Below are 17365 nucleotides of genomic sequence, written 5' to 3'. Positions count from 1 at the left end.
GTTCGCCCTGGGCGGACGCGTCGGACGGCCCGTAGCCGGACGGGAACGAGGCGGAGTCGGTACGGTGACCTCACCGGGCCGGTCCGGTGAGATCGGGCGCTGTGCATGTCGGGTGGGATGAGGAGGGTGGCATGGCTGTGCTGCTGCGTGAGGCGATCGGCGGCAGCCTTCGGCGTGCCCGCACCGCGCGTCGGCGGACGCTGCGCGAGGTGTCCCGGCGGGCCCGGGTGAGCCTCGGCTACCTGTCCGAGATCGAACGCGGGCGCAAGGAGCCCTCCAGTGAACTGCTGGCCGCGATCTGCGAGGCCCTCGACATCTCGCTGCCCGACCTCGTCGCGTCGGCCGCCGAGGACATGGCCGCCGCCATGCGGCTGCAGATGATCGTCCCGATCGGCCAGCGGCACGCCGATCTGCGCATCGCCGGCGCCGCCAACCCGTTGGTGAGCCCGCAGCCGTCCGCGCCGCTGGCACCGTCCGCCCCGGTGGCCCGGGTCAGCGCGGCCGCCTGAGCCCGGTTCGTCCGGTTCTGTCCGGCTCCGTCGCCAGCGGCCCACCGTGACCGTTGGGTAGCCTGGTCTCCGGGTCGCCCGGACGGCGGCCTCCGGAAGATCCCCGATATCGTCGGCGGGCGCTGGTAGCGGGCCCCGCGCAATGCCACGATGGGGCGCAGCAAGCGGCGCACCGACGCCCCACAGTCGGACGGCGCGGTGGCAGACGGTGTCGCACTCGGAGGTAGGCGGAGGAGATGGCCAACCCTTTCACGAAGGCCTGGAAGTACCTGATGGCGCTGTTCTCGTCGAAGGTCGACGAGTACGCCGACCCCAAGGTGCAGATCCAGCAGGCCATCGAGGACGCCCAGCGGCAGCATCAGGCGCTGTCCCAGCAGGCCGCCGCGGTGATCGGCAACCAGCGCCAGCTGGAGATGAAGCTGAACCGGCAGCTCGGTGAGATCGAGAAGCTGCAGGCCTCGGCCCGGCAGGCCCTCGTGCTCGCCGATCAGTCCCGCGCCCAGGGCGACGAGACCAAGGCTCAGCAGTACGAGCAGTCCGCGCAGGCGTTCGCGACCCAGCTGGTGACGGCCGAGCAGTCGGTCGAGGACCTCAAGACGTTGCACGACCAGTCCATCCAGGCCGCGGCGCAGGCCAAGCAGTCGGTCGAGCGCAACTCGATGATGCTGCAGCAGAAGATCGCCGAGCGGACCAAGCTGCTCAGCCAGCTCGAACAGGCCAAGATGCAGGAGCAGGCCGCGGCCTCGCTGCGTCAGATGTCCGAGCTGTCGGCGCCGGGCAACACCCCCTCGCTGGAGGAGGTCCGGGACAAGATCGAGCGGCGTTACGCCAATGCGATCGGCTCCGCCGAGCTCGCCCAGAACTCGGTCCAGGGCCGGATGCTCGAGGTCCAGCAGTCGACCGTGGACATGGCCGGGCAGAACCGCCTCGAGCAGATCCGCGCGTCGCTGCACGGCACCCCGGTCGCCGGTGAGGTGACCTCCGGTTCGCAGCAGCCGACCACGCAGCTCCCCGCCTCCCCGCAGAGCGGCCAGCAGACCCAGCAGCAGCCGGGTACCGCCTGAGCCGCGCGCCCCTCACGCGACGCGCCCGTCCCGGTCCGCCGGGGCGGGCGTTCGTCGTTCACGCCCGGGCGGCGCGCCGCTCCCGGCCACCGGCGACCCGGCCGCCGCGCGGCGCCGGGCCCGGCTGGCAGTGCGGGCACCAGTAGGCCACCCGCGCGTACACCCCGTCGCCCTGCTCGGCGGTGCGGATCCGGGTCCCGCACCGCCGGCACCGGCGCCCGGCGCGCTCGAAGATCCAGTGCGCCTCGGCCGGGTGCAGTGAACCTGTGGTGGTCTGTTCCGGGCGGTCGGCGTTGCGCAGCAGCAGCGTGCGGGACAGCGCGACGACCGCAGCCAGGTCGGGCACGTCGCGGACCGGTGTCCACGGCGACAGCCCGAGCAGGAAGCAGACCTCGGTCTTGTAGAGGTTCCCGACCCCGGCCATCACCCGCTGCTCCAGCAGCGCGAGCCCGATCTCGGAGTCGGCCCGGGCGGTGAGCCGGCGCACCGCCTCGGCGGCGTGCGTGTCGTCCCAGGCCGGATCGAGCAGGTCCGGGCCGAGGTGGCCGACGAGCCGGTCCTCGGCGTCGGTGGGCAGCAGCTCCATGTCGTGCAGCGCGAACCCGACGGCGACCCGGTCGTCGGTCTCCAGCACGGCGCGGGCCTCGCGAGCCGGCCGCCGCCAGCGCATCCCCGGCCGATAGAGGTGCCACGAGCCGTCCATCCGGAAGTGGCTGTGCAGGCTGCGGCCGTCGTCGAAGCGGGTGAACAGGTGCTTCCCGACGCTCACCACCCCGAGCACGGTCCGGCCTGCCAGGTCGTGCTCGACGAGCCGCGGATGCCGCAGTTCCCCGCGCAGCAGCCGTCGGCCGGCGAGGGCCGCGTGCAGCCGCTTGCCGGCGAGGTGGACGGTGTCACCCTCGGGCATGAGGGCGACGGTAACCGCGTCCGGCCCTGCCCGCCGCGCGGCGACCGACCGGCGGGCGGTACGCGACCGGGGCGCGCACCGGTCGCGGGCCCCGGTCCGGCCGGTCGGCGTCGGTGATCGATGGCCCGGTCGCGGGTTTCCGGTACCGTTTGTGCTGGGTGCCCGCGCCGGGTGCGCCACCCGCACTGTCCCGCCCACCCAGAAGGGCCCCACACCATGTCCCGCACCGGCACGGTCGCGCAGGCGCTCGCCCTGCTCGTGCTGGGCTACGTGCTCGTCGCCGGCGAACCGGGCGTGGTCATCGGCGTCCTCGGCGCCGCGCTGTGGGCCTGGGGCATGGCCCGGCACGCCTGCGTCGTGCTCCGCGCCACCACGATCTCCGGCCCGGCCACCGCGGTCCGGGCGCTGCGCCGGTCCCTGGACCGGGCCGCGGTGCCTCGTCAGCAGGACCCGGACGCCCCCGGGCACACCCGTGCCCGCGCCCCGTCGGGACTGCTCCCGGCGGTGTAGCCCGCGGGCGCCCTTCCCGGGCGCCCGCACACGGGCGGCGCGGCGTGCACCTCACACCCCGCCCGGCAGCTCGTCGCCGCCTCGACGTGTCCTCATCGTCCCGGCTCCCTGGAGCGTTGCCATGCGGGTTTCCCCCGTCCTGTCCCTCTCGTGCGGCGAGGCCGCCCCGTGCTAGACGTCATCTACTACCCCGTCTCCGCCGTCATGTGGTTCTGGCACCAGGTCTTCGGCTTCCTGCTCGGACCCTCCAGCGGTGTCGCCTGGGCGCTGTCCGTGGTGTTCCTCGTGCTCACCCTGCGCGCCCTGATGATCAAGCCGTTCCTGTCGCAGGTCCGGTCCACCCGCAAGATGCGCGTGCTCGCCCCGCAGATGGCGGAGCTGCGCAAGAAGCATCGCTCCGACAAACAGCGGCTGATGGAGGAGACCCAGAAGCTGCAGCGCGAGCACGGCGTCAACCCGCTCGGCGGCTGCCTGCCGGTGCTGATCCAGATGCCGGTGTTCATCGCGCTGCTGCACGTGCTGCGCTACTTCAACCGGCCGGGTCTGAGCTTCGAGCAGAACGCGGCCATCCCGAACTACGTCTTCGGCCCGGACGAGGTGCGCTCGTTCCTCGAGGCCCGGCTGTTCGGGGCGCCGCTGTCGGCCTACATCAGCATGCCGCAGAACCTGCTCGACTCCTTCGGCTCGCACGTCGAGCGCTGGGAGGTCATCGCCGTCGCGGCGCCGCTGATGGTGCTGGCCGCGGTGGCCACGCACTTCACCGCGCGGTTCTCGCTGCGCCAGCAGCAGACGCAGCCGCAGGCGACCGGCCAGATGGCGCAGATGGCGTCGTTCATGCGGATGACGCCGTGGATCTTCCCGCTCGGTGCGCTCGTCGGTGGGCTGTTCTTCCCGTTCCCGATCGCGATCCTGCTCTACTGGCTGACCAACAACGCCTGGACGATGACCCAGCAGCACCTCGTCTACCGCAAGATGGACGCCGAGGACGCCGAGCTGGCGAAGGTCCGGGCGGTCACCCGGGCGGACACCGCGCCCAAGCCCGGCCAGAAGCCGGCGCCGGCGTTGCTGCCGGGGGCCAAGCCGGTGCCGGTGTCGTCGGCCACGAAGCCGGGAGCCAAGCCCGTCGCGACCGCGCAGCGCGCCGGCGCCCAGCGCGGCGGCAAGGCCGCAGCCGGCCGCAAGCGCCCGGGCAACCGCAAGGGCGGCCGCCGGTGACCTGCGGGGTCCGGACCCGCTGACGCGGCCCGAACGGCCGCGTTCCCCCGCCCGGATCCGCCACGATGGCCGCCATGCGGAGCAACCTGTTCGAACAGCAGCACGCCGAGGTCGCGACCACACAGCGGTTCACCCTGCAGTCGTCGAAGATGCTCAAGGTCCTGCTCGGGCCCGATCTGCTCGCGCTCAAGGGCAGCATGGTCGCCTATCAGGGCCGGGTGGAGTTCCACCACGAGGGCGCGGGCAGCATGGGCAAGCTGGTCAAACGGCTGGTGAGCAGCGAGGACACTCCGCTGATGCGCGTGCGCGGGCAGGGCGAGGTGTTCTTCGCCCACCGCGCGCAGAACATCTTCCTGGTCGGCCTGGAGGGTGACGCGATCAGCGTCAACGGGACCAACCTGCTCGCCTTCGACGCCGAGCTGAGCTGGGACGTCCGCCGGGTCAAGGGCGCCGGCATGGCCACCGGCGGGCTGTTCACCACCGAGATCGGCGGCGAGGGCACCGTTGCGCTCACCTCCGACGGCGAGCCGCTGCTGCTGGACTGTTCGCAGCAGCCCACGTGCGTCGACGTCCAGGCCGCCGTCGCCTGGTCGGCCGGCCTCGTCCCGCAGGTGGTCTCCAGCATGAACATGCGCTCGCTGCTGCGCGGCGGCAGCGGGGAGGCGCTGCAGTACGCCTTCCACGGGCCCGGGTTCGTCGTCGTGCAGCCCTCGGAGGGGGTGCCGGTGGCCACCGGGCAGGGCAGCTGACGGCAGCGCAGGCGGGGGGCCTACCGTCTCGGGTGTGCCCCTCCTGGACCGCCTCCGAGTCCGTCTGCCGGTCGTGCTGCTGGCCGTCGGCCTCGCCGTGCTGCCGGCCGCCGGCTGCGCCTCGGCGAATCAGCAGAACCCCGCGTCGGGGCCGGCACAGAGCCTGTCGCTGGCCGACGCCCTCGACAAGCTCGAGGCGATCAGCCAGGACGAGTGCGATACCCAGCCGCCCGCGACGGTCTACAGCGGGTGCACCCGGTTCCTCACCGAGCTGGCCAACACCCTGAACAGCGTGCGGAGCGAGGCCGCCGGGCTGCCGCAGTCGGCGGCCGTCACCGCTGCCGCCAACACGATCACCTCGGCGATCAACGACTTCAACCAGCGCGGGTGCGCGCCACCGCCGGGCCTGCCGCCGTCCGCCGGCGCGGCCACGCAAGCCCCGTGCGTCACCGACTTCGCGAGGATCCAGGCCGGGCTCCGGCAGCTCATCGCCGTGCTCTCCCCGGTGGTCTCGCGCAGCGCCACCCCCAGCTGACGCCCCCGGCCGCCCAGCCGGCGCGGGTGCGGGCGAGCGCGGCGAACGCGTCGACGGCCGAAGGGGGAGTGGGTGGTCGAACGGCCCCGGCTCGAACTCCAGCGGTCCGGTCCCGGCCAGCAGATCGGCCCAGGCGAGTACCCCGTCACCGGCCACCGCGTGCGGCCGTACGGCACCGCCACGACGGGGTCAGGCCCGGCAGCCCGCGCGGATCGCGGCGACCTCGGCGCGCTTGTCGATCTGCTTGTCGTGTTCGGCAGGTAACCGATCACCCGGTCGCCCGGCCCGACGCCGAGCCGGCGCAGTCCCGCCCGGGCCCGCGCCACCTGATCGCGCAGGTCGCCGAAGGTCAGCTCGCTCGGTTCCCGGGTCTGCGACCGGGCGATCACGGCGGTGCGGCCTGCGTCGGTGTCGTCACCGGGCCCGCCCAGCATGTGCTCGGCGTAACTCAGGGTCGCACCGGGAACACTGCGCGCCCGGCATCTGCGCCGAACCGAGCACCCGCTCGTGCGGGCTGTGCGCGTACCTCGAAGTGCTCCCGGATCGAGAGCAGAACGCCTCCGGTCGTCGATCGACCAGCGCCACAGCGCGTCGTGGTCGGCGAACTCGAGGCCCCGCTCGGTGGCGAGCCAGCCGGCGTAGCGTCCGATCCCGGTGGTCGCCACGGTGTCGGCGGCGGGCTCGCGGAGCACCGCACCGGGGGTGCGGGGGCTGACGTCGGCAGCAGCGCCGCTCATGACCCCGATCATGGCCCGGCGGTCGGCGGCCGTCACCCGTCCCACGAACGGGTGAATACGACAAGCCGGACGGCGGGGGGTGCGCTGCAACGTCTGTCAGGCCCTCGGGTGACAATGACGACCGCGCGGTGGCGGTCAAGGTGATCGCAGGGGCCGCGCCGGGAACGGAGCGGCCGGATGGGTTGGGCGCGCGGACACAGGCGGCGCTGGTTGTCGGGCGCCCTGGGTCTGATGGTCGTGGCGATGCTGTGTGTCGGCGTGGGGCTGGCGACGCATCCGGCGACATTGACGGCGGACAGTGCGGCCGCGGCCCGAGCCGGTTCCGGTTCGGGCTCCGGTTCCGGTCCCGCACCGCAGGGCGACTCCGCCGCGCCGCCCACCGTCGCCGCGGTGCCGCGTCCGGTGGTCTTGATCACACCGGACAGCGGGACCGCGCTCAACCCCACCGACCCCATCGTGGTGAAGGTCGAGCGCGGCACCGCCCACTCGGTCGTGGTGACCAACAGCAAGACCGGCACCGCCGTGCCGGGAAAGCTCACCAAGGACGGCTCGTCCTGGACCTCGAGCGGGACGCTCGCCTACGGCGCAACCTACGACGTCGCGGTCGACAGCGTCGCCACCGACGGCAGCGCCGATCACCAGACCGGCACGGTGCACACGATCTCGCCGAGCGCGCAGGCGTACCCGTCGTTCATCCCGGCGCCGAACCAGCCCTCGGTCGGGGTCGGTCAGCCCATCGTCGTCCGCTTCGACCACCCGATCCACGACCGGGCGACCGCGGAGAAGGACTTGAGCGTCACCGCCAGCCCGCCCCAACCGGGCGGCTGGTACTGGCTGTCGAACACCGAGGTGCACTACCGGCCGCAGTCCTACTGGCGGCCCGGGACCACGATCACGGTGAAGGCGAACCTGTTCGGGGTCGACCTCGGCAGCGGCGTCTACGGCGCGACCGACCGGACCGAGACGGTGCACGTGCACGACGCGTGGATCGCCAAGGCCGACGGCAAGACCGATCAGATGCAGATCTTCGACAACGGCGCGCTGGTCAAGACGATGCCGATCAGCCTCGGCTCGCCGGGCTTCCCGTCGCACACCGGCCCGCACGTCATCACCGACAAGCAGCCCAGCGTGATCATGGATTCGTGCACGTACGGGGTCTGCCAGGGCCAGCCCGGCTACTACCGGGAACAGGTGAACCTCGACGAGCGGATCTCCAACGACGGCGAGTTCGTGCACTCTGCGCCGTGGTCGGTCGACCAGCAGGGCAGCGACAACGTCTCCCACGGGTGCGTCAACCTCAGCCCGGACAACGCGCAGTGGTTCTTCGACCACTTCAACATCGGCGACGTGGTGGAGATCACGAACTCCGGTGGGCCGCCGCTGCCGATCGACGACACCTACGGCGACTGGGAGCTGAGCTGGAGCCAGTGGCAGGCCGGCAGCGCGCTGAACTCCTGAGCGGCGGACCCGCCGCGGCTCACCCCGCGGCGGGCCCGGTGCGGACGTCGCCGAGATCGGCGGTGCGGGTCGTCGACCAGTAGCCCACGATTCGCCGGCGCAGCGTGCAGGCCACCCGGCCGGTCTCGTCGTGGCTCCAGTTGTCCATCCCCGGGTGCGCCCAGATCACCCTGGCGTGCGCCTCGTCGTGCCGGCGCACGTAGGCGCCCTCGACCTCGGGTGGGCACTCCACCGCCCGATCCCGGCGTCGATCATGGTGACGAGCGGGTCGACGATGTAGCTCACCTGGCACCCGGTGATCGTGATGTAGCTGCCGCCGTGCCCGGGCCCGGTGCCGGGGCTCCACGTCGTCCCGGCGCAGCGCGGCGTACCAGCAGCATCCGCTTGCCGAGGGCGGGTGGTCCGGGAGCGCCTCGGCCAGCAGCCGGTGGCCCGGGAGCGCAACCGGCCCAGCCATCGATTCGCTGTGAATCGAGCCCCAGCTGATCAAGTCGCTGTGAAGGCCGCAGAAACGTCAACATTGCGCCCGGCTCGTTCGTCCTCGGATCATGAAGCGCCGTCGACGCCCGAGCCAGACCGTGTTCTGGACCATCACGCTGTCCACCGCACTGGCCGTCGCGTCGGTCGGTACCACCGTCGGGATCGTGCACCGCAGCAGCGTGGTCGCCCAGGCGCCGGTCCGGTCCACGGCGGCGGACGTCCCGGCCCCGGGCCCCGCCGCGCCGGCGCTGAAATCGGCAGCGGCGGTCGCCCCGGCCCGCCCCGAGGTGTCCGATGCGGTCCGTGCGGTGACCGCCGCCGACGCCGACGCCGCGAAGGACGACGACACCCAGTTCGGCATCGCGGTCCTCGACCGGGACACCGGGGACCTCGCGGCCGGGGAGAACGGCGACGTCGCGTTCTATTCGGCGTCGGTGGTCAAGCTGTTCACCGTCGTCGCGATCCTGCACCGGACCGAGACCGACGGGCTGACGCTGACCGCGGCCGACCGCACCGACATCGAGCGCGCGCTCAGCCTCAGCGACGACAACGCGATGGACGCGCTGTGGGAGCAGTTCGGCGGCCCCGAGACCGTGCAGCAGACCATCGACCTGGTCGGGCTGCAGGACACCCGGCCGCCGTCGGACCCCTCACAGTGGGGCGAGACGCTGATCTCCGCACGCGACGTGGTGGCCGTCTACCGGTACGTGCTCACCTCGATGCCGGCCGCCGACCGGGACACGATCATGAACGCGCTCGGCGCCGCGCAGGACTCCGGAGCCGACGGGTTCGACCAGGCGTTCGGCCTGCTCCGGGAGCCCCGGTTGCCGGACGTGGCGGCCAAGCAGGGCTGGATGTGGTTCGGGTCGGACTTCTACCTGCACACCACCGGGGTCGTCGGGTCCGACGACCGCTATGTCGTCGCCCTGCTCAGCAAGCAGCCGGCGAGCGAAGGCTCGGCCGCCGCGAGCACGTCGGTCACCGCGGCCACGAACGACGTGCTCGCCGCGCTCGGCTGAGGTGCGGCGGCTCAGGCCCGCAGCCGCAGGCCCTTGGGGGTGACCCGGAACCCGGCCTCGGTGAGCACCTCGGCGAGTTCCGAACCCAGCGAGTCGACGCCGTCGGCGCGCTCCACCGCCAGCGAGCCCAGCCAGCCTTCGTGCACCGCCCCGGCCAACGCCTCGGCACCCGCGCGCAGCTCGTCGCGGTCGGTGGTGAACGACAGCAGCGACCGGCCGCCCCGCTCGACATAGAGCGCGGGTGCACCCTCGACCAGCACCACCAGCGCGCCGGCCTTGCGGCCGGGCCGGTGCTTGGTGTCGCCGACGGTGTCCGGCCAGACCAGCGCCGCCCCGTAGGGCTGCGCCGGGTCGGCCGCGGCCAGCACCACGCGGGACGGCCCGCTGCCCGCACCCCGGCCCGGGCCGGCCGGGTGGCCGTCGTAACCGTGGTCGATCGGGGCGCCGTCGAACCCCCCGAAGCCGGGGCCGGCATCGTCGCGGGCTGCGTACCCCTCGCCGTCGAAGGCCGGACCACCGGCCGCCGGCGCATCACCGGCCCCGCCGAACGACGTGTCTTCCGGCCGGGACAGGGCACGGAGCCGATCGATCGCCCCCGGCACCGCGAACTGGGCGGCTCCCAACCCGTCGACGACGTAGCCGCGCCGGCACCGCCCGGAGTCCTCCATGGCGCGCAGCACCCGGTACACCCCGGCGAAGCCGCCCGCGACCCGCTCGGTGGACAGCGCCCCGCGGGTGAGCACGCCGTGCCGCTCCAGGAACGCCTCGGCGCGCGCGTGCGCCCGGCGCGTCGGGTCGGGCTCGCGCTCCACCGCGAGCGCCCAGCGGCCACCCACGGAGGGCGGCCCGCCGCGGCCGGGCATGCTCGGGCGCCCGGCGCGCAGCTGCGCGTAGCGACCGCGCGGCGCCGGCCGCCGGGAGCGGTGCGCCCCGCCGCGGCCGCCGGACAGCCGGGCCCGCAGTGGACCGAGGGTGTCGTTGGTGAGCAATCCCGCCCACACCAGGTCCCAGATCGCGGTGACCACCGCGTCGTCGGCCGGCGCCGGCTCCCCGGCGTCGACCAGGGCCCGGCCGGCGCGGTCGGCCAGCTCCCGGAAGAACAGCGCACCGCCTCCGGTCGGGGGCGCGTCGAGATCCGGCAGCCCCAGCGCAGCGAGCACCGCCCGGTGCAGCGGCGTCGCCGCGACATCGGCCTCGGGCTCGGGCAGCAGCAGGTCGGCCACATCGGACGGGGCCACGGCGAGCCAGCCGTCGCTGCCGGCCAGCGGCCCGCACCCGGTCCAGGTGACCTCCCCGGAGGCGGTCAGCTCGTCGAGCAGCGCCGGTGAGTACCCGGGCAGCCGGGCGGGGAGGATGAGCGACTCGAGCGCGCTCGCCGGCAGTGGCGCCCCGGCCAACTGCTCGACCACCCCGAGCACGTCCTCGGCACCCGGCGCCCGGCGCATCCGGCCCCGCCGGCCCGTCCCCGGGCTCGCCGTCTGCACGCCCTGCCACGCCGGCAGGAACCGGCCGAGCGCCCGCTGCTCGACGGGCTCGACCTCGGCGCGCAGCCGGGCCAGCGAGGCGCGGCGCAACCGGCGCAGCACCTCGGCGTCGCAGTACTCCACTCCGTCCGCGCCCGGTCGCAGCTCACCGCGCACCAGCCGTCCCGCACCGGTCAGCCGGTCGAGCACCCCGGCCACCACGGCCACCCCGAGGCCGAAGCGCGCGGCACAGTCGACCGCCGGGAACGGCCCGTGGGTGCGGGCGTAGCGCAGCACGAGGTCGCCGAGCGGGTCGGCCACCGGCTCGGTGAAGGTCTCGGGCACCCCGACCGGCAACGCGGCGCCCAGCGCGTCGCGGACCCGACCGGCGTCCTCGATCGCCAGCCAGCGCTGCTCACCGGCGATCCGCACCCGGATCGCCCGCCGCGCCGACTCCAGATCGGCCAGCCATTCCGGACGCACGCCACGCTCGGCGGCCTCGGCCTCGGTCAGGTCGCCGAGGAAGCGCAGCAGGTCGGCGGCGCCCTCGGCGTCGCGGGCGTGCCGGTCCTGCGCGAGGCGCTGCAGCGAGGCCTCGACCTGGGCCAGCACCTCGGGGTCGAGCAGCTCGCGGATCGCCTCCGATCCGAGCAGCTCGGCCAGCAGCGTCGAGTCCAGCGACAGCGCGGCCGCCCGGCGCTCGGCCAGCGGCGCGTCCATCTCGTACAGGAACATCCCGATGTAGCCGAACAGCAGGCTGCGCGCGAACGGCGACGGCGACGGGGTCGCGACCTCGACGACCTTCACCTTGCGCGCCACCACGTCGGACATCAGCTCGCGCAGGCCGGGCAGGTCGTAGACGTCCTGCACGCACTCGCGCATCGCCTCGAGCGTCACCGGGAACTGCTCGTACCTGCCGGCCACCGCGAGCAGCTGCGCGGAGCGCTGCCGCTGCTGCCACAGCGGGCTGCGCCGCTTCGGGTCCCGGCGGGGGAGCAGCAGCGCGCGCGCCGCGCACTCCCGGAACCGGGACGCGAACAGCGACGACCCGCCCAGCTCGGCCACCACGACCTGCTCGATCTCGGCCGGGTCGAGCAGCACGTCCTCCGCGGTGGGCACGACCTCGGCGCCGTTCTCGTCGACCGCGTCGGGCAGCCGCAGCACGATCCCGTCGTCGGCGCCGGCGGCGTGCACCTCGACCCCGCGCCGCTCCCGCATCCGGGCCGCGATCGCCAGCCCCCACGGGCCGTTGACCTGGGCGCCGAACGGGGAGTGCACGACGAGGCGCCAGTCGCCCAGCTCGTCGCGGAACCGCTCGACCAGGATCGTCCGGTCGCTGGGCACGTGCCGGGTGGTCTCGCGCTGCTCGCGCAGGTACGCGAGCAGGTTGTCGGTGGCCCATTCGTCGAGGCCGGCGGCGCCGGCACGGGCCCGCGCCGGCTCGTCCTCCAGCCCCGACATCTCCCGGACGAAGGCACCCACCGCGCGGCCCAGCTCCAGCGGGCGGCCGATCGACTCGCCCTTCCAGAACGGCATCCGTGCCGGTTGCCCGGGCGCCGGGGTGACGATCACCCGGTCGTGGGTGATGTCCTCGATCTTCCACGACGAGGTGCCGAGCAGGAACGTGTCGCCCACCCGGGACTCGTACACCATCTCCTCGTCGAGCTCACCGACCCGCGAGCCGGCGCCGTCGGCACCGCCCGGCGTCATGACCATGAACAGGCCACGGTCGGGGATGGTCCCGCCGGACGTGACGGCCAGCCGTTGCGCGCCGGGCCGGCCGCGCAGCTCGTCGGTCACCCGGTCCCAGGTGATGCGGGCGCGCAGCTCGCCGAACTCCTCGCTCGGGTAGCGCCCGGCCAGCATGTCCAGCGTCGCGTGCAGCGCCGAATCGGGCAGCGCCGTGAACGGGGCGGCCCGCCGGACGACCTTCGCCAGGTCGTCGAGCTGCCACGGCTCCATCGCCACCATGGCGACGATGTGCTGGGCCAGCACGTCGAGGGGGTTGCGCGGGTAGCGCAGCGACTCGATCGCCCCGCCGGCCATCCGTTCGGCCACGACCGCGCAGGACACCAGGTCGCCGCGGTACTTCGGGAACACCACGCCGCGCGACACCGCGCCGACCTGGTGCCCGGCCCGGCCGACCCGCTGCAGCCCGGACGCGACGCTCGGCGGCGCCTCCACCTGTACGACCAGGTCGACCGCGCCCATGTCGATGCCCAGCTCCAGGCTGGAGGTGGCCACCACGCAGGGCAGCAGGCCGCCCTTGAGCTCCTCCTCGACCAGGGTCCGCTGCTCGCGCGACATCGAGCCGTGGTGGGCCTTGGCGACCGTCGGCAGGGTTCCGCCGCCGACGCCCGACTGCCCGACCGCCTCGGCCGGGAACCTGTCCGGGAGGCCGGCAGCGCCGAGGTCCGGGTCGTCGAGGTCCTGGGCCTCCGCAGTGGCGGCCTCCTCCGCCGCCAGCTCGTTGAGCCGCGACGTGAGACGTTCGGCGAGCCGCCGCGAGTTCGCGAACACGATCGTCGACCGGTGCTCGCGGACCAGGTCCAGCAGCCGGCGCTCCACCGCCGGCCAGATCGAGGGCCGCTGTGCGGTGCCGGCGGCCGACCCGATGACCTCCTCGTCGGAGCTGCCCGGCGCCGGACGCTCGTCGAGCGCCGCGAGATCGGGCACCGGGACCTCGACCGAGACCTCGATCGTCTTGGGGGTCTCGGGCCGGACGATCTCCACCGGCCGCGCGCCGGCCAGGAACGTGGAGACCTCGTCGATCGGGCGGACCGTGGCCGACAGGCCGATCCGCTGCGCCGGGCCGTTCACCAGCAGTTCGTCGAGCCGCTCCAGCGACACCGCCAGGTGCGCGCCGCGCTTGGTGCCCGCCACCGCGTGCACCTCGTCGAGGATGACCGTCTCCACCCCGCGCAGCGACTCCCGTGCCGCGGAGGTGAGCAGCAGGAACAGCGACTCCGGAGTGGTGACCAGCACGTCCGGCGGAGTGCGGGCGAAGAGCCTGCGCTCCTTGGCGGGGGTGTCGCCGGTGCGCATGCCGACGGTGATGTCCGGGACCGGGGCGCCGATCCGCCGTGCCGCCTGCCGGATGCCGGCCAGCGGGGAGCGCAGGTTGCGCTGCACGTCGACCGCGAGCGCCTTGAGCGGCGACACGTACAGCACCCGGCAGCGGTGCCCGGGTTCGCCGGGGGCGGGGGCGCAGGCCAGCCGGTCGAGCGCCCAGAGAAACGCCGCCAGGGTCTTGCCGGAACCGGTGGGAGCGACGACCAGGGCGTGCTTGCCGGCCTGTGCCGCGGTCCACGCACCCTCCTGGGCGGCGGTCGGGGCGGCGAAGGCGCCACGGAACCAGTCACGGGTCGCGGGGGAGAAGTTGTCCAGAACGGTCGGCGCCGATGCGCCGCGGGCGGCGCCTCGCGCCGATGCGTCATTCACGTTGTTCATAGTGCAGTCGACCACCGACATTACGCCTGCCGACGACCCCGGCGAGGATCTTCGAGGCCGCCCCCCGGCCGCCGTTGACCAGGGCAGGAGCGCCGGATCGGACACCCACAGGTGGCCTCGCAGCGGTGCTGCCGATCCCCGCCTGGAGGGGCCCGGCGTGGTCGCCCGCGGCCTCAGCGCCTGCGCTGCTGCCACCACCAGCGCAACAGCACCACCAGCGAGGAGAGCAGGGCGAGCAGGACGACGATCCGCCCGACCGGGGAGGAGAAGCCGGTCGGATCGCCCTGGGCGAGCAGCAGGAACCCGGACACAACGATCAAACTACCGGCGTCCAGGCCGGGGTCGCCGAGCCGAAGGCCGGCGCCGGAGCCGGCCAGTGCAGGCCGCCACCGTGGACGGTGCCCGGCGGCGACGCGAGGGTGAGCCGGCCGTCCGGGGCGTCGACGACCTCGAGATGCGGCGCCGCGTCGACCTCCGCAACCTCCACCGGGCCGTCGGCCCGGGGCTGGTCCAGCAGCCACGCCGCCGTCCCCACCAGCGACAACCGCACGTGCGGGGTGCCTCCGGTCCGGCGCTGCCCGGCCAGCGCGACCAGCGTCGCCGCAGCCGCCAGATAGCCCGTCGCGTGGTCCAGGACCTGCGCGGGCAGCGCCCCCGGCGGCCGCTGCGGGTCCCCACCGCTCTCCACGAATCCGATACCGGTGGCCGCCTGCACCAGGCTGTCGAAGCCGCGCCGCTGCGCCCACGGCCCGCGGTGGCCCCAGGCCGACAGCGTCACGATCGTCAGGCCCGGATGCCGGGCGGCGAGCTTCCGTGGCTCGAGCCCGAACCGGTCGAGCGCGCCCGGGCGGTAGCCCGTGACCACGACGTCGGCGCCGGCCAGCAGTTCCTCCAGCCGGGTGCCGTCGGTGCGCAGGTCGAGCAGCGCGCTGCGCTTGCCGGGCAGGGTGTCCCAGTACTGCAGCGGGATCTCCGGCCGGCCCGGGGCGTCGAGCCGGAGCACGTCGGCACCGTGCGCGGCCAGCGTGCGGGTGGCGACCGGGCCCGCGATGACCCGGGTCAGGTCCAGCACCCGGGGCCGGCGCTGCGGGCGCGGCGCGGCCGGGCCCAGGTCCCTGCGCTCGACGAGCGGCAGCGACCGGGCCGCCCGGCCCGCCTCGGTGGCCCACCATTCCTGCTCGGTGCGCACCGCAGCGGCCACCCCGCCGGCCTCGTGCAGCGCGGTCTCGAGCTCGACCGACGACCACCGCCGCACCGCGGCGGCCAGCTCGTCCGGCCCCGCCGACCCGTCGCAGCCCAGCACCCGCAGCGCCGCGGCCCGGTGCCACGGGTAGTTCGCGTGCAGCCGCAGCCACCCGTCGGCGGTGCGGTGGAAGGCCGACAGCGGGTCGAACGGGTCGCCCGCGCGGGCGCCGTCGCGACGCAGGTACCGCTCGCTGCGCAGGGCGACCGCGAGCTGGCGGGTGTCGAGCCCGACCGGGTCCCGGCCGGCCGTGGTGGCCGCGAGCAGGCTCGCCCCGACGGCGGCGACCCCCACCCCGGTCACCCGGAACCGGGAGCGCAGGGTGTCCATGGGTCCGGTGACGGTGAGCCGGTCGGGCTCGCCGGCCGCACCGCCGACGGCGTTCCAGGCCTGCTGCAGCAGTCGTTCCCACACGTCGCTCAGCCTGCCATCCGCGGGCGCCGCGGGGACGCCGTCCGGGCCGGCCCGGATTCACCGGGTGGCCGGGCCGGCCGGCGGCCGGGTCGTGAAGCTGCCCGGCGACTGTCCGGTGCTCTGTCGGGTCGTCGTCGTCGGCGGCCCGGCCGTGGGGGCGCCCGTCGCCGGCGTGCGCTCCGATCGCCTCGTGGCTGTCGACGGTCCCGTCGTGGTGGCCGGCGGGCCGGGCACGATCGTCGTCGGCGGGCTTGCCGCGGTGGTCCGCGGCTGCCGGGTCGTGACCGGCGCGGGCGGCTCCTGGGTGAGCGGCGCCGGCGGTGCCTGCGTGACCGGGTTCGGCGGCAGTGTCGCCGGGTTCGCCGGGTTCGCCGGGGTCGCCGGGGTCGCCGGGGTCGCCGGGGTCGCCGGGGTCGCCGGGGTCGCCGGGGTCGTCGCCGTCGTCGGCGGGGTGGCCGGTGCCTGTCGTCCCGTCGCGGTGTCCGGCGGCCCGCCGGCCGTGGTGACCGGCGGTGGGGTCGAGCCGTCGGCGGGGGCGCTCGGCACCGCGTGCGGCACGGGGTTCGCGGTGCCCGGCGACGGCTCCGTGCCGGTGGGCGGAGTGGCCGGGCTCGTGCCGGGGGAGGCCGACGGCTGCGGCCCGGCGGCCGACCAGGGGTGGTCGTGGAGCACGGCGGGCTGCAGGGCGGTTCCCGGCGGAGCTGGCCGGTAGCCGGCCGTGCCCGGGACCACGATCAGCGCCGCCCCGCCGGGGACGTCGGCCATGACGAACCGATCGATCATGACGGGCGACCGCCGGATGACCGTGATGGCGCCCGGCGTGAACCCCGCCCAGGGCAGGCCGTGGAAGGACGGAGCCCGGAGGTAGCCCATCGGCGGGGTCAACGGGTCGCCGCAGGAGCATTTGACCGCCGGCTGGCCGAAACGGTCGACCAGCACCGCCGTGCCCGCCTGCAACACCGCAGGCACTTCGGTGGCATCGCCGTCGGCATACCCGTGATCGGTGAGGAATGTGTCCGACCGCAGAATCGCCGGGGACAGTCCGCGGACGTAGCCGGGTATCGCGTCGGGATCGATGTCGAGCACGCCCGCCCAGGCGTCCGCGACCCGCGGGTCGGCCCTCAGCAGGGCGATCAGTCGCTCGCGGTCGCACGCGGGCCCTGCCGCCGTCACCCCGTAGACGCCGGGGCTGTCGGCCAGCAGCGTCCCGCCGGCGGTCTCGACGGGGCTGAGGCCGGCCTGGTCGGCGCCCACGGGCGCGGTGAACGGATCCGGCTGCGGGGTCGACACCGCCTCCAGCGCCACGGCGTCGGGTGCGGGCGCGGGTGCGGCCTCGGTCGCCGGCGCGGACCCGGCCCCGGGAGGTGCGGGCGCACTCCGGGGCGGACCCCGCCAGATCAGGAGCACACCCAGGGTCATGGCCAGCACGGTCGCCATCGCCAGGCACGTCCGTACCACCGACATGAGCCCACCCCCGATCCGGAAGCCCCATCACAGGCGCGATCCGGTGCCCGGCGGCAGAGCCCAAGGTCCCGGCGCCGGGCGGAGCGCGGCCGGTCGCGCCCGGTGGGCGGCGGGCCCGCCGGGAGCGCGGCGGTGATCGGAGCCCTAC

Annotated in this window: 14 protein-coding genes; 8 read left to right on the top strand and 6 right to left on the bottom strand. The window is 74.6% G+C overall.

Going from position 1 to position 17365, the window contains the following annotated elements:
* Positions 1–131: 131 nt before the first annotated feature.
* Entirely contained in the window at positions 132–509 is a 378-nt protein-coding gene (locus HF526_RS01620; RefSeq protein WP_169379400.1) for a helix-turn-helix domain-containing protein, read from the top strand.
* Between the two features lie 236 nt (positions 510–745).
* Positions 746–1573, top strand: coding sequence for a PspA/IM30 family protein (locus HF526_RS01615; RefSeq protein WP_169379399.1), 828 nt, complete (start codon positions 746–748; stop codon positions 1571–1573).
* Between the two features lie 58 nt (positions 1574–1631).
* Here HF526_RS01615 and HF526_RS01610 read toward each other — a convergent pair whose 3' ends face one another.
* A complete protein-coding gene (locus tag HF526_RS01610) occupies positions 1632–2480 on the bottom strand; it encodes a DNA-formamidopyrimidine glycosylase family protein (protein ID WP_169379398.1) in 849 nt (282 codons plus the stop codon).
* A gap of 216 nt (positions 2481–2696) precedes the next feature.
* On the opposite strand from HF526_RS01610, the gene HF526_RS01605 reads away from it, so the two are divergent.
* The 5 genes from HF526_RS01605 (at position 2697) to HF526_RS01585 (ending at position 7684) form a co-directional block, all read left to right on the top strand.
* Positions 2697–2990 (top strand): DUF6412 domain-containing protein, encoded by a 294-nt coding sequence (locus HF526_RS01605; protein ID WP_169379397.1) that lies wholly within the window; start codon positions 2697–2699, stop codon positions 2988–2990.
* A gap of 168 nt (positions 2991–3158) precedes the next feature.
* A complete protein-coding gene (gene yidC, locus HF526_RS01600; protein ID WP_169379396.1) occupies positions 3159–4205 on the top strand; it encodes a membrane protein insertase YidC in 1047 nt (348 codons plus the stop codon).
* A 74-nt stretch (positions 4206–4279) separates the two neighbouring features.
* The gene (locus tag HF526_RS01595; protein ID WP_169379395.1) at positions 4280–4954 is read left to right on the top strand and encodes an AIM24 family protein; all 675 of its coding nucleotides are present in this window, start codon (positions 4280–4282) and stop codon (positions 4952–4954) included.
* Between the two features lie 34 nt (positions 4955–4988).
* A complete protein-coding gene (locus HF526_RS01590) occupies positions 4989–5489 on the top strand; it encodes a hypothetical protein (RefSeq protein WP_169379394.1) in 501 nt (166 codons plus the stop codon).
* Positions 5490–6403: 914 nt separating this feature from the next.
* Positions 6404–7684 carry a L,D-transpeptidase gene (locus HF526_RS01585; protein WP_169379393.1) on the top strand — a complete coding sequence of 427 codons (1281 nt, stop codon included), beginning with the start codon at positions 6404–6406 and terminating at the stop codon, positions 7682–7684.
* Positions 7685–7703: 19 nt separating this feature from the next.
* Here the strand turns inward: HF526_RS01585 and HF526_RS01580 are convergent, their stop codons facing one another.
* Positions 7704–7916 (bottom strand): hypothetical protein, encoded by a 213-nt coding sequence (locus HF526_RS01580; protein ID WP_169379392.1) that lies wholly within the window; start codon positions 7914–7916, stop codon positions 7704–7706.
* Positions 7917–8232: 316 nt separating this feature from the next.
* Here HF526_RS01580 and HF526_RS01575 point away from each other — a divergent pair, with 316 nt between their 5' ends.
* Complete coding sequence (locus HF526_RS01575; protein ID WP_169379391.1) at positions 8233–9183, top strand: serine hydrolase; 951 nt, start codon at positions 8233–8235, stop codon at positions 9181–9183.
* A gap of 11 nt (positions 9184–9194) precedes the next feature.
* Here HF526_RS01575 and HF526_RS01570 read toward each other — a convergent pair whose 3' ends face one another.
* From HF526_RS01570 to HF526_RS01555, 4 genes are all read right to left on the bottom strand, one after another.
* Positions 9195–14087 (bottom strand): ATP-dependent helicase, encoded by a 4893-nt coding sequence (locus tag HF526_RS01570; protein WP_338051219.1) that lies wholly within the window; start codon positions 14085–14087, stop codon positions 9195–9197.
* Positions 14088–14269: 182 nt separating this feature from the next.
* Positions 14270–14407, bottom strand: a complete 138-nt coding sequence (locus HF526_RS01565) for a hypothetical protein (RefSeq protein WP_338051218.1) — start codon at positions 14405–14407, stop codon at positions 14270–14272.
* A gap of 5 nt (positions 14408–14412) precedes the next feature.
* Positions 14413–15753 carry a CoA transferase gene (locus tag HF526_RS01560; RefSeq protein ID WP_211176618.1) on the bottom strand — a complete coding sequence of 447 codons (1341 nt, stop codon included), beginning with the start codon at positions 15751–15753 and terminating at the stop codon, positions 14413–14415.
* A 57-nt stretch (positions 15754–15810) separates the two neighbouring features.
* Complete coding sequence (locus tag HF526_RS01555) at positions 15811–17217, bottom strand: DUF6777 domain-containing protein (RefSeq protein WP_169379388.1); 1407 nt, start codon at positions 17215–17217, stop codon at positions 15811–15813.
* Between the last annotated feature and the right edge of the window lie 148 nt (positions 17218–17365).

Origin of the sequence: Pseudonocardia acidicola (assembly GCF_012911935.1) — a bacterium.
Classification (GTDB): domain Bacteria; phylum Actinomycetota; class Actinomycetes; order Mycobacteriales; family Pseudonocardiaceae; genus Pseudonocardia; species Pseudonocardia acidicola.
Note: the sequence above shows the minus strand (reverse complement) of the source record. Positions and strands in the feature narration are given on the sequence as shown.